The organism is Psychrobium sp. MM17-31, from assembly GCF_022347785.1.
In the GTDB taxonomy this organism is placed as follows: Bacteria; Pseudomonadota; Gammaproteobacteria; order Enterobacterales; family Psychrobiaceae; genus Psychrobium.
On sequence record NZ_JAKRGA010000004.1, the window covers coordinates 243,017 to 255,185 of the forward strand.

At 43.9% G+C, this 12,169-nt stretch carries 10 protein-coding genes; 7 read left to right on the plus strand and 3 right to left on the minus strand.

Annotation, left to right across the window (positions count from 1 at the left end):
- The first annotated feature begins 215 nt into the window (after positions 1 to 215).
- Together MHM98_RS13820 and MHM98_RS13825 are read left to right on the plus strand one after the other, a co-directional pair.
- Complete coding sequence (locus MHM98_RS13820; protein ID WP_239439935.1) at positions 216 to 3,020, plus strand: TonB-dependent receptor; 2,805 nt, start codon at positions 216 to 218, stop codon at positions 3,018 to 3,020.
- A gap of 295 nt (positions 3,021 to 3,315) precedes the next feature.
- A complete protein-coding gene (locus tag MHM98_RS13825; RefSeq protein ID WP_239439936.1) occupies positions 3,316 to 4,800 on the plus strand; it encodes a tryptophan halogenase family protein in 1,485 nt (494 codons plus the stop codon).
- Positions 4,801 to 5,123: 323 nt separating this feature from the next.
- Here the strand turns inward: MHM98_RS13825 and MHM98_RS13830 are convergent, their stop codons facing one another.
- Entirely contained in the window at positions 5,124 to 6,791 is a 1,668-nt protein-coding gene (locus MHM98_RS13830) for an alkaline phosphatase (protein ID WP_239439937.1), read from the minus strand.
- A gap of 192 nt (positions 6,792 to 6,983) precedes the next feature.
- On the opposite strand from MHM98_RS13830, the gene MHM98_RS13835 reads away from it, so the two are divergent.
- From MHM98_RS13835 to MHM98_RS13845, 3 genes are all read left to right on the plus strand, one after another.
- A complete protein-coding gene (locus MHM98_RS13835) occupies positions 6,984 to 7,601 on the plus strand; it encodes a hypothetical protein (RefSeq protein WP_239439938.1) in 618 nt (205 codons plus the stop codon).
- 109 nt (positions 7,602 to 7,710) lie between these two features.
- A complete protein-coding gene (locus MHM98_RS13840; RefSeq protein WP_239439939.1) occupies positions 7,711 to 8,175 on the plus strand; it encodes a DUF4920 domain-containing protein in 465 nt (154 codons plus the stop codon).
- Positions 8,168 to 8,734 (plus strand): PepSY-associated TM helix domain-containing protein, encoded by a 567-nt coding sequence (locus tag MHM98_RS13845; RefSeq protein WP_239439940.1) that lies wholly within the window; start codon positions 8,168 to 8,170, stop codon positions 8,732 to 8,734. The genes MHM98_RS13840 and MHM98_RS13845 overlap by 8 nt, the downstream gene beginning before the upstream one ends.
- Here the strand turns inward: MHM98_RS13845 and MHM98_RS13850 are convergent.
- Both MHM98_RS13850 and MHM98_RS13855 read right to left on the minus strand, forming a co-directional pair.
- Entirely contained in the window at positions 8,731 to 9,771 is a 1,041-nt protein-coding gene (locus MHM98_RS13850; RefSeq protein WP_239439941.1) for an AraC family transcriptional regulator, read from the minus strand. The two genes, MHM98_RS13845 and MHM98_RS13850, sit on opposite strands and share 4 nt — an antisense overlap.
- The gene (locus MHM98_RS13855) at positions 9,768 to 10,778 is read right to left on the minus strand and encodes an AraC family transcriptional regulator (RefSeq protein ID WP_239439942.1); all 1,011 of its coding nucleotides are present in this window, start codon (positions 10,776 to 10,778) and stop codon (positions 9,768 to 9,770) included. The genes MHM98_RS13850 and MHM98_RS13855 overlap by 4 nt, the downstream gene beginning before the upstream one ends.
- A 123-nt stretch (positions 10,779 to 10,901) precedes the next feature.
- On the opposite strand from MHM98_RS13855, the gene MHM98_RS13860 reads away from it, so the two are divergent.
- Both MHM98_RS13860 and MHM98_RS13865 read left to right on the plus strand, forming a co-directional pair.
- Positions 10,902 to 11,327, plus strand: coding sequence for an SRPBCC family protein (locus tag MHM98_RS13860; protein ID WP_239439943.1), 426 nt, complete (start codon positions 10,902 to 10,904; stop codon positions 11,325 to 11,327).
- Positions 11,327 to 12,145, plus strand: a complete 819-nt coding sequence (locus MHM98_RS13865) for a sterol desaturase family protein (RefSeq protein WP_239439944.1) — start codon at positions 11,327 to 11,329, stop codon at positions 12,143 to 12,145. Before MHM98_RS13860 ends, MHM98_RS13865 begins: the two co-directional genes overlap by 1 nt.
- Positions 12,146 to 12,169: the final 24 nt, after the last annotated feature.

Sequence of the window (12,169 nt, forward strand, 5' to 3'; positions counted from 1 at the left end):
TGGCTTTTTTAACGCCGAAATGTGGCGTTTTATGTTAACGAAATGTAGCAAAATGGCTTTGAATACGTATGCATAAGGTTGTTTGTTAAACAGAGAGGGGAGTAGTATCGCCTCAAACTATAAAAGTAAGCACGACCTTTTATTTCGGTAAGCCAAATCACATTAACGCTTGCCTTATATAAGTAGAATAAAAATCAAAAAAGTGGAGTCTAAGTATGTCGAAGTTTAAGCCTAGTTTGCTGACGCTGGCGTTAATTTCAGCCGGTTTAGCTGGTACGGTTCACGCGGCCGATGCCGATAAGAAAACCGATAAAGAAAAAGCTGCCGAAGCAACTAAAAAAGCTGTTGAAACCATTGAAGTAACAGGTTTCCGCCGCAGTGTTATTCAATCGTTAAACACTAAGCGTTATTCATCTAGCGTTGTTGAAGCGCTGTCAGCTGAAGACATCGGTAAACTTCCAGACTCTTCTATTGCCGAATCAATCGCTCGCCTACCTGGCTTAGCAGCACAACGTTTAGATGGCCGTGCTAGTCGCGTAACTATCCGTGGTTTCGGTGAAAATGAATCAAGCACGACTTTTAACGGTCGTGAGCAAGTATCTATCAGTGATAACCGCGGCGTTGAGTTTGACTTATACCCATCGGAAATCATGAGTGGTGTAACGGTTTATAAAACACCTGATTCATCATTAGAAGGTGAAGGTATTGCTGGTGTTATTGATTTACAGACAATCAAACCACTATCTGTTGACGAGCGTGTAATTCAGTTCAACGGTCAAATTGAGCAAACTGGTTTAGAAAAGCTTAACCCAGATGGCGACCGCACTGGTTTCCGTGGCACTTTCTCATACGTAGATAAATTTGCTGATGACACTGTTGGTGTTGCATTTGCTCACTCAACAATGAGCTCACCAAACCAAGAAAATCGCTGGAACGCTTGGGGTTACCCAGAGTTTGAAGTTGGCGGTAACAAGTTCTCGATTCTTGGTGGTGCTAAGCCATTCGTACGTTCATCAACGCTAGATCGCGATTCAACTATGTTAGTGATTGAAGCATCGCCAAACGATGATGTTCACATGACATTTGACGCGTTATACGTTGATTTTAAAGACACAAAAATCTTACGTGGTATCGAAGTTCCTTTCGCATGGGGTCAAGGCTCTATCGACGCGGCAACGGCAACTGTTGATGAAGCAACAGGTTTCGTAACGAGCGCTATTACTAAAGGTCAACGCGTTGTTGTTCGTAATGATGTTGAAGAGCGTAAAGCTGACTTAACGTCACTAGGTTTTAACACAAACTGGACAATCAACGAGACTTGGGCACTTGATGCTGATATTAGCTACTCTAAAGTAAAACGTAAAATCTGGAGTATCGAGAGTTACGCAGGTACAGGCCGTGGTAACGATGAAGGTGTTGCAGACGATATCGGTTACACGTTCGACGGTGGTAATACTGGCGCTAAATTCACCCATGGCTTAGATTACAGCGATTTTGATTTAATCCAATTGGGCGGTCCATTAACATGGGGTTGGAATGGCGCGTTAAACGATAAGTTTAATACGGCTGGTACGCCATATGAAAATGCTGCACAAGATGGTTTCATCAACGCACCAGAAATCGATGATGAATTAATGTCATTGAAACTAGCTGCAACACAACAAATTGATTCAGAAGTAATTTCAGATATCACCTACGGTGTTTCACACCGCGCACGTGAAAAGAACAAGAAGTCTGAAGGTTACTACATGACGCTAAATGCGTTCCCTGGCACTTTAGTTGTTCCTGAAGAATACCGCGAAGGTAGTGTTTCATTAGATTTCATCGGCATGGGCAACATGATTGCTTATGACACACAGGCGCTAATCGACGATGGTTACTACTCGTTAACAGCACAAAGCATCAGCGATCCAGCGCACGCCACTAAATCGTGGAATGTTGAAGAGAAAATCACAGCGGCATTCGTAAAAGCTGATATTAACGCTGAAATCGGTGATATGCCGTTAACAGGTAATGTTGGTGTACGTTATGTTCACACTAAACAGTCTTCAGACGGTTCTGCTTTTGGTGTTCGCGACGGTAAAGTTGTTACTCCTGCAAACTACCGTGAGCACAGCTACAGCAACGTTTTACCAAGCTTGAACTTATCGCTTAAGTTAGACGATGACCAAGCATTGCGTTTCGGTGCTGCGAAAACGTTATCTCGTGCACGTATGGATGACATGAATGCATCGCAAAGTGCGACATACAGCCAAGAACGACCTGATGACAATGGTAACTACTGGAGCGTTAGCGGTGGTAATACAGCGCTTGAGCCAAAAGAAGCTATTGGTTACGACTTCACATACGAAAATTACTTCAGCCAAGAGGGTTACTTCTCGCTAGCTTACTTCTACAAAGATCTAAGTAATTGGATTTTCGACGGTAGCTATGAGCAAGACATGACTGGCGTTGCAGATCCTGCAACAGGCAATATTCCGCCAGCAGACCGCAATACAGCAACGGCTTCTGGTAAGGTAAATGGTGGCGGCGGTACGCTAAAAGGTTGGGAAGCGTCTATTACTTTCCCATTCAACATGATTAGCGACAGCCTAGACGGCTTAGGTTTAATCGCCAGCCACACTAGCGTATCTTCTGACATTAAAGATCAGAACGACAACGACTACGAGCTACCAGGTTTATCTGAGCGTATTCAATCATTCACGCTTTACTACGAGAAATCAGGTTTCGAATCTCGTGTAAGTATGCGTAAGCGTAGTGACTTTAAAGGCGATGTTTACGGCATTGGTTTTGATACGCAACAAGTTGATATCTTGGGCGAAACTATCGTTGATGCGCAAATCGGCTACAACTTCGGTGACGCTGGTTTCGAAAACCTAGAAGGCCTATCAATCTTCTTACAAGGTCAAAACTTAACAGACGAACCATTCACGTCGTTAAGCGGTGACAACGCACTACAAGTTCGCGATTACCAACAATACGGTCGCTCGTTCTTGTTAGGCTTCAGCTACAAGATGTAATCTGTGGTAGTTAAGCTATAAAACGATAAGCCCTTGCAATGAGAGTTGCAGGGGCTTTTTATGTTCAGGATGAACGGTCAGACTTTATGCTCCTTGCAAAGTCTAAGTACGTACATCCGTGAACGCAATGCCGCGGTGCCATGGCAGAAAATTGTTCCAGACATTTTCTAAGTACCTACATCCATGTAGGCAATGGCAAGGAGCGGCGTTCTCAAAGCGCTCTAGTCTCTCGAATATGAGTGATAACAAAACCGAGAGAGTTTATTATACAGAGCGTGTTTTGACGGAGTTTGCAATGGATAAAATAAAAAACATCACCATAGTTGGTGGTGGTACCGCCGGTTGGATTAGTGCGGCGTTGTTAGTTAAGGTGCTTGGGAAAACTCATAACATCACGCTAATAGAATCGGCTGCGATTGGTACTATTGGTGTGGGCGAGGCGACGATTCCGCCGATTACTCACCTCAACAACGCATTGGGTATCGATGAGAAGACGTTCCTTAAAGCCACGCAAGGCACGATGAAGCTGGGTATTGAGTTTGAAAATTGGAGTACTCAAGGCTCTAAATACATGCACGCATTTGGTGGCGTGGGTAAGAATCTACCTTTTTGTGATTTTCACCATGCTTATTTGCGTGCTAAAGCATTAGGTGAAAATCGATTTTTTGGCGATTTTTCCTTGAATTATCAAGCGGCAAAACAAAATAAGTTTGCCAAGTTGCCCAACATCACAGGCACCAACTTACCGGGTATTGTTTACGCCTATCACTTTGATGCATCGCTTTATGCCAAGTTGTTGTCTGAATACAGCCAAGGACGTGGTGTTAAGCGCATTGAGGGTAAGGTAGTTGATGTTACTCAAGAGCAAGTGACTGGCAATATTACCGAATTGACGTTAGAAAACGGCGAGCGAATTAGTGGTGATTTGTTTATCGACTGTAGCGGTTTGCGTGGCTTGTTGATTGAACAAACACTAAAAACGGGTTACGAAGATTGGGGCCATTGGTTACCTTGTGATCGCGCTGTGGCTATTCCTTGTGAGTCACCAACACCAATAGCGCCTTACACCCGCAGTGTGGCAAAAGACGCTGGTTGGTGCTGGCATATTCCGCTGCAACACCGCATGGGCAATGGCATGGTTTATTCCAGCGCTCATATGAGTGATGAGCAAGCAGAAAATACGCTGCGCGAATCGCTTCCTGGCAAGGCACTGGCTGATCCTAATTTTATTAAATTTAAAACCGGTCGTCGTCTAAAGCAGTGGAACAACAATGTTGTTGCTATTGGCTTATCTAGTGGCTTTTTAGAGCCGTTGGAATCTACCAGTATTCACCTTATTCAAATGGGAGTAATTCGCTTATTAAAATGCTTCCCACACCACGGTATAAAATCGTGTGAAGTTGATGAATACAACCGCCAATCGAAAATGGAATTTGAAAACATCCGCGATTTTATTATCTTGCACTACAAAGCTAATCAGCGCGACGACAGTGCCTTTTGGCAACATTGCCAACGCATGGAAGTCCCACCGTCTCTGGCCCGTAAAATCGATTTATTCGAACAAACTGGCAAGGTATTTCGCGAGCAAGATGATTTATTTACCGAAGTCGCTTGGCAACAAGTGCTTCTAGGGCAGGGCATTACACCGCATGATACACACCCTATGGCCAGTACGTTATCTGACGAGCAGCTAACGGATTTAATGGATAATCTAGATACCCTTATTCAGCGCTCAGTAGCGCAAATGAGTGATCATGAAGAGTTTTTAGAAAAATTGTAGAAATTGGCTTACGTACAACAAGTTTGTAGAGTTTTTTAGGAAGCTTTTCGCGCGGATCAATCCCGACTTTTATTGCCTTAAATTAGAAATTGTCCAATACAAAAATCATGGATGGTTTTTGAGTATTTGCCGCAGGGATGCGGATCAAATACGGTATTGAGCAGGCAATTTATCATTTAAGGGCAGCGATAAAACACGGGTCGCCTTTCTTTGGTTACTTTCTTTGGCGACGCAAAGAAAGTAACTGGTGTGCTTTCGACTCTTTGAAATAGACAGAAGAGTTTATAAGCACACCAAAGTATCACTATAACTAAATTGGCCAGTTATTTCGCTATCAACGCATCTATCATCTTCTGACCTAAATCAACATGATGTTGCATCGTTGAGAATTTAGCGATGATATCTTGTGGCCCGAATGCGTAAACAGGCACTGGCGCGGCGGTGTGGGTCCCTGTACCCCAGACAACATTTTGATCGGCAGCTAATGCGCGGCCAATTAGGTTGCCGTGGATCTCATCGCCGTAAACGTAGAACTCTTTAAAGTCGACGATTTTCGGGAATTGATCAGCGGCTAAATACTTGTGGCCATCGACGAAGTATTCGTTGTTTTCACGCTCGGTGATTGGCTCTGCTTGTTGTGCAGATACCTTGATTTCACTCTTAGCATTAATCGCATCAGCCCATTCTTGGCCTGTGGTAGAACTAAAGTCCCAATCGCCATTTACAGCATCCATCATGTCGTAGAAGGTACCTGATTGAGCGTAAAGTTTGTCGAGAGTTGCTAAAGGACCAAAGTTAAAGTTTGGTTGATAGTCGCGCCCTTGCATACCGTCGCCTGACAGTGTTACTGCTTGCGGTAAGTCTTTGCGCGAGTAACTAAAACCGAAGCTGCCTGTTTCGTGATCGGCAGTTACAACGACTAAAGTATCTTGGCGATCTTTAACCCACTCGTGCACTGCGGCAACTGCTTCGTCGAATTTGATTAGCTCGTGCAGCATCCAGCCTGCGTCGTTTTGGTGGCCAGCCCAGTCAATTTGACCGCCTTCGATCATTAGGAAGAAGCCATCTTCGTCTTTGCTTAGCACATCTAAAGCTTTTAGCGTCATTTCACGTAGTGATGGCTGAGTACAGCTGTTATCTTTTTTACAGGCGGTGTAAGCGATGCCGTCAGCCATACCGGAGTTAGCAAATAGGCCTAAGATCTTATCGCCATCTAGTGCTTGTAGTTGTGTGTTGTCGAATGCAACTTGGTATCCGTGAGCGTCTTTTGCTTCAACAATGACATTGCGATCGTCTTTGCGTTTTGATTTCTTGTAAACGCTTGTTGGCGCACCTAAATCAGCCATTACTTGTTGGCTGTCTGTATTGGTTTTGATATCACTTGGCAAGAATACGCGTGCGCCGCCAGATAACATGACATCGACATTACCTGATTCTACTAACTCAACCGCTATTTGGTCTTCCAGTGAGCGATGTGGTTGATGTGAAGCGAAAGCAGCAGGTGTTGCATGAGTGATACGAGTGTCAGAAACTAGGCCTGTTGCCTTACCTTGCGCCTTGGCTTTTTCGAGGATGGTTTCCACAATGTTACCGTCAATATCTAAACCAATCATTTCTGAGCCAGACGCAAGGCCAGTTGCAAGTTGTGTCGCTGAACATGCCGAATCGACAACTAGACTGCCTTTGTCACCATGAGGTGCATTAAGCGACAAGCCCATCAAACCGTCTTTAGCGAGTGTTGATAACGCAGTTTGGTTGCCTTTATCGTTATAGATAGAGTTTGGAGCGCGGCGGGCATACTCTTCTAAAAGACCGACTTGTTGCGCGCCCATACCATCGCCAATCATTAGAATCACGTTCTTAACTTGGCCAGCTGCCGGTGCTGTTGGTTGAGGTGTTGGGGTTTCTGTTTTGGCGTTGTTTGAGTCACCGCCACAACCAGTAAGTAGGATGGTTGATACTGTTATTGCAGCCAGAGATTTTTTAAACATTGTGCTATCCATATGAAGGTTAAAGAAAATTTCGATATAGAGTAAAAACACTATGTGACAGTAATAGTTAACTTTTTTGGCAGTTGTGTGGCGAATAGATGACAACGCCTACAAAGTTTGATCACTTTCTTACAATTTGATGGCGTGAAAACTGACACACTATCGTCATGTTGACTAGTTAGGAAGTTTTATATGAAATCTCGTTATCGTTTATTGTTGGTTGGTGCCTTTATCGCTGTAACCTCAGTTGTTTCTGGTTGCACCAGCATGCAGGAATTTATGTTGTGGTCGGCGGATGAACAAGGGGCTAAGTTCACGTTTAAAGACGGCAATAGCAACAGTGACACCGTGTATATGAACGGGGTTATTTACGGCAATACCTTGGACGATGTAAAAACACTTTTCAAGCAACACCCAAAAGTAAAACGCATTGTGATGGTTAATGTGCCAGGCTCAATTGATGATGAAATCAACTTACTAGCATCGCGGGAGATTAGAAAGCACGGCGTAGCAACCCATATTCCCGCCGATGGTATGGTGGCTTCTGGTGGCACAGATATGTTTTTAGCTGGGGTAACTCGCACCATTGAAACGGGTGCTAAGCTTGGCGTCCATTCTTGGAGCGATGGTGAGAAAGAGGCATTAGATTACCCACGTGAGCATCAAGATCACGTTAAATATCTCGATTATTACAAGGAAATGGGTATCCCGACGTCTTTTTATTGGTACACCCTAGAAGCGGCTCCAGCTGACGATATTTTCTGGATGACACCAGAAGATATTCAAACTTATCAGGTATTAACTCAATAGTAGATTTGATTAAACACAAATAATTACCATTTATATTTGTTTGGCTCTTTCAAGCGCGTCTGTTCCGTGGTAAAAACTCGTCCACAAAAACAATTTTTGGAGAATCCCCATGCGCGCTTTAATTACCTCTGTATTACTAAGCTTTGCCATAGCCGTTAGTGTTAATGCCAAGGAACTGACTTTCGGCGAACCTGTTAACGCTAAAGAAACCATGAAAATCTCTAAGCTATTGGCGTCTCCGCAAGACTACCTCGATAAAAAAGTGACCGTGGCCGGCACTATCGTTGGTGTATGCCAAAAGCGTGGTTGTTGGATGAACCTTGCTTCTGACGCGCGTTTTGAAAAGCTACGCATAAAAGTACGCGACGGTGACATGGTTTTTCCTATGAGTGCTAAAGGCCGTCACGCGCTAGCAACTGGCTATTTAAAAGAAATTAAACTTAGCCTTGAGCAAACTCAACGTTACAAGGCTGCTTTGGCTAAGCGCGCTGGTGAAAACTTTGATTTGGCGTCCGTAACCTCTGGTATGTCAATTTACCAAGTATCGCCAATTGGGGTGAAAATCCTTGACTAGAAAGCAGGGCATAAACTGGTTTCGGTTAAATCGAGAGTTACATCGCGATATCGGTTATTTCTGTATTGGACTGACGCTAGTCTTTGCGATTTCAGGTATTGCGTTAAATCATTTGCGCCATTGGAATCCCAATTACATTGTCGATCGCCAAGAGCAGCAGGTGATGCTGGACAACAGTTTGTCAGATGAAGCCTTGAATCAGACGCTGTTAGCTAAATTTGATATTGGTGAAGACATTCGCGCCACCTATTGGGAATCACCGCAAATCTATAAGGTGTTTTTTGAAGAAGGTGGTACCTTAACCCTGAGCTTTACCGCAAAAAAGGCAGTATTTGAGCACGTTAGGCCGAGACATGTATTTAAGCAATTTAACCGTCTGCATCTCAATGAAGCGCAAAACGGTTGGATTGCTTTTTCTGATCTTTACGCCGCCTTTCTCATTTTCTTATCGCTATCAGCTTTGTTTATGGTAAAAGGAAAACACAGTCCGTGGCGCCTACGTCGTGGCTGGTTAGTGCTAGCTGGTGGCATAGTTCCTACCGTTTATATTTTCCTTTAAACGTCGTTATTAGCGCTGTTTTTGCGAAAGGCCGCTGGCGTCAACTGGGTATGTTTCTTAAATACAGCATAGAAAGTTGATGTCGAGTTAAAGCCACATTGCAGCGCAATATCGTCGATTTTCATATCCTGTGTTTTGAGCAGTTGCTTGGCATCGTCAATGCGATATTGATTGATGAAGTTGACAAAGGTTAACTGCATATTGTCATTGATGAGTTGTGACAAATAGGGCGCCGATTTACCTAGGCGTTTGGCGACGCGATTGAGGGTGATTGAAGCGTCGCGATGTAACTGCTGCTGGGTGAATAACTGTTTAAGCGCTGCTATATCTTGGTTTGCCTGTTCTGGCGCGATTTTTTTATCACTATATTTTTCCGCTTCCGGCTCCTTGACTACCCGCTTGCGCAAAGCGAAAAACAGTAAGTTCAAATAGAGCACGACCGAAAACGAGAGTGCGCCTGCAATGTATGAGGTGTAATGGGAAGTAAAATACGCCAGCCAAATTAAACTAACACCGACTAGCACACTGATTAAGGTAATGTCGTTAGCGTCATTGAGCCGTTTTTCTTGCCAGAGCTTTATCAATACATCACGGGCGCAATAAGCTGCCAGTAGGATATACACCAGCCAAATGCGATTAATCAAATAGAAGAATAGTGACCAAGTCTCGGAATCTTTGGCGTAGGGCACTTGCCAAAATGTGTAGCCAATAATCCCGATAAAGCTGACTAATTGTATTTTCCACGATAGCCACATGCTATCGAGTTTATTCATCGCACTGGCGCTGTAGAAATACAAGAAAGGGCCAATCAATAAACAGGCGCTAAGACCAAGGTGAAGAAATTCGTTGGCGAGTTGTGGATTGAAAAAGAAAAACACCGATTTGCTAATGCGGATGCTCACCATCAATAGCAACATCGACAAGAAGATATTGGCGATGTTGCGCCTTTTCGCTAGCAACAAATACCCGCTGAGTAATAAGCCATTAAACGCTCCTAAGGCGCTAAAGAAAAATAACAGCGTGGCGGAAGTATTCATGCGTTGCCCCGCGTTTGCGACTGTTTTTGTAAGTAAGCTTTAGGCGTGCAATTGAACCAGCGTTTAAAGGCACGATTTAATGAGCTTTGTTCGTTAAACCCAAGTTGCTGTGATAATTCTCCCAGCGGCATTTTGCCAATTAAGGCGATTACGCGACGTTGGCGCTCGCTGTCGAGCAGTTCGCCAAATTGTTGATTTTCGGCTTTGAGTTGGCGTTGCAGAGTACGAGGTGACACATGTAATGCGGCAGCAAAGCGGATCAGGGTACAGTTATTTAAATCGACCTTGGTACTGAGTAGATCGGCGACGCGATTTTTAGCGAGATCGTTGTCGTTGAGTTTACTCAGTTGTTCTTGTGACAAGGCCATTAAGGCTTGGTGAATTTGCGGGTTGTCATTGCGAAATTCGAGATTGAGAAATTCAAAAGGAAATTCGATCTTGTTGGTCTCAGCATTGCCATAGACCGGACAATTAAATAACTTTCTGAGCTCTTGGAGCTGCTCTTGAGGAAATGGATAGACAAAGCTGACACTGCTAGGCGCCAGCGTATAGCCGATAAGCTGGGTTGTGGTGGTAAACCACGCTGCCATATTGCGCAGCACCACTTGTTCACTACATTCGCTATGCGGGGTCCAAGCAATACTCGCTTGCTCAAGATTATGGCTAAACACGCAGTTGCCGATATTGGCGACGATTCGATCAAACTTCAATAAATCATTGATGGCGCTACCGAGGTTTTCGCAGGACTCGATCAGAAAGCCCAACACACCGTAATCGGCGTTATGAATATCAGCGCCAAGATAGCAGCCGAATAGCGGATTGTTGGTGGCCTTTTTTCCAAATTCCAATAACGCTGAATAATGGCTAAGAGATACTCGCTGCGGGTCGGCATAGTTTTCAAAATCGCTGAAATTAATCGCCTCAAGCGCGGTATCGCGAGCTATGCCTTGTTGCTCTAGATAGGTCAAGACACCGTTAAAGTAACTAATCGAAGTGGAGTTTTTCATCGGACTGAGTTTGTTATTATGATTATTTGTCGTCTAAAGACAAAAATCTTGTCACAACACGGCAAGTTTGCCAAGGGGAATTTTTCTATCTTAATAGCATTCTAAATTTTATTGGGTGATGAAATGATCACTATATCTCTATCGCAATCGATAAATGCAAGTGCTGAAGAGGTGCGTACAGTGCTGCTTGAACACGATAAATTAGGACGCTTTTTTGATGGCAAGTTTGCTATTAAGCAGCCGCAGCAGTGTGACTCCGGTGCTGGCTTAATTCGCGAAATCACCATGCGCGGGCAAAAGTTTTGCGAAGAGATCGTCGCTGTTACCAAAAACTGCATCCACTATCGCATTATTGGTACTAAGCCGGTGAATAATCATTATGGCAGTATTCATTTCATCGATACTGGGGATGGTTGTCAGCTTAATTATTTCATTACCTGTAAGGCGCAGTGGTGGCAGCCGAGCTTTATTGTTCAAAAAGTCATAAATCAGGATATTAGTCAGGGTTTGATGAAACTGCGAGATTATTTTGACGGGGAGGCTAAATAATGGATGTCACTCTAATTTTATTGGCCATTAGCCCGATATTTTGGCTGTTTATCGCTTATGAATTTATAAAGTATCGCAGTCATTATGAGTTAAAAGATTCGGCGGCAAATACGGTGTTAGCGTTGCTACATCAAGGCACAGATGCAATTGCGCTGGCGATTTTAATGCCGTGGTTTTACGTGCTGCACGAATATCGATTATGGGACATCGAAATTAGTGCCTTAACTTTGTTTGTCGCGTTTTTATTGCAAGATTTTCTCTATTATTGGTTCCATCGCGCATCACACAACATTCATTGGATGTGGGCGGCGCATGTTGCCCATCACAGTTCAACCCACATGAATTTTTCGACCGCCTTTAGGCAATCACTAATGTATCCCATTGCTGGTATGTGGCTGTTTTGGACGCCGATGATAGTGATTGGGTTTGATCCGGTATTGGTGTTTGCTGTGGTCGCACTTAACTTGGCATTTCAGTTTTTTGTTCACACCAAGATTATTGGCAAACTAGGGGTTATTGAGAAGATTTTCAATACACCATCGAACCACCGTGTGCATCATGCGATTAACCCGCGTTACATCGATCGCAATTACGCTGGAGTGTTAGTGATTTGGGATCGTATGTTCGGCACTTATGTGGAAGAGGATGAAAATGAGCCTTGTGAATTTGGTATTGTCGGTCAGCTAAACAGCAACAATCCCATTAAAATTAGCTTTCATCAGTGGATTCATATGCTTAAACAAGCAAAACGCGCCAACTCGTGGCGCGCTCGATATAAGGCTTTATTTGGTTACCCAACGAGTTCCGAAGGGCACTAGGCAAGTACTAAACCAGTGTAACCG

Bases quoted from the DNA above. Each gene is read 5' to 3' on its own strand.
- MHM98_RS13820 (WP_239439935.1), top strand. From the start codon at position 216: ATGTCGAAGTTTAAGCCTAGTTTGCTGACGCTGGCGTTAATTTCAGCC.
- MHM98_RS13825 (WP_239439936.1), top strand. From the start codon at position 3,316: ATGGATAAAATAAAAAACATCACCATAGTTGGTGGTGGTACCGCCGGT.
- MHM98_RS13830 (WP_239439937.1), bottom strand. From the start codon at position 6,791: ATGTTTAAAAAATCTCTGGCTGCAATAACAGTATCAACCATCCTACTT.
- MHM98_RS13835 (WP_239439938.1), top strand. From the start codon at position 6,984: ATGAAATCTCGTTATCGTTTATTGTTGGTTGGTGCCTTTATCGCTGTA.
- MHM98_RS13840 (WP_239439939.1), top strand. From the start codon at position 7,711: ATGCGCGCTTTAATTACCTCTGTATTACTAAGCTTTGCCATAGCCGTT.
- MHM98_RS13850 (WP_239439941.1), bottom strand. From the start codon at position 9,771: ATGAATACTTCCGCCACGCTGTTATTTTTCTTTAGCGCCTTAGGAGCG.
- MHM98_RS13855 (WP_239439942.1), bottom strand. From the start codon at position 10,778: ATGAAAAACTCCACTTCGATTAGTTACTTTAACGGTGTCTTGACCTAT.
- MHM98_RS13860 (WP_239439943.1), top strand. From the start codon at position 10,902: ATGATCACTATATCTCTATCGCAATCGATAAATGCAAGTGCTGAAGAG.
- MHM98_RS13865 (WP_239439944.1), top strand. From the start codon at position 11,327: ATGGATGTCACTCTAATTTTATTGGCCATTAGCCCGATATTTTGGCTG.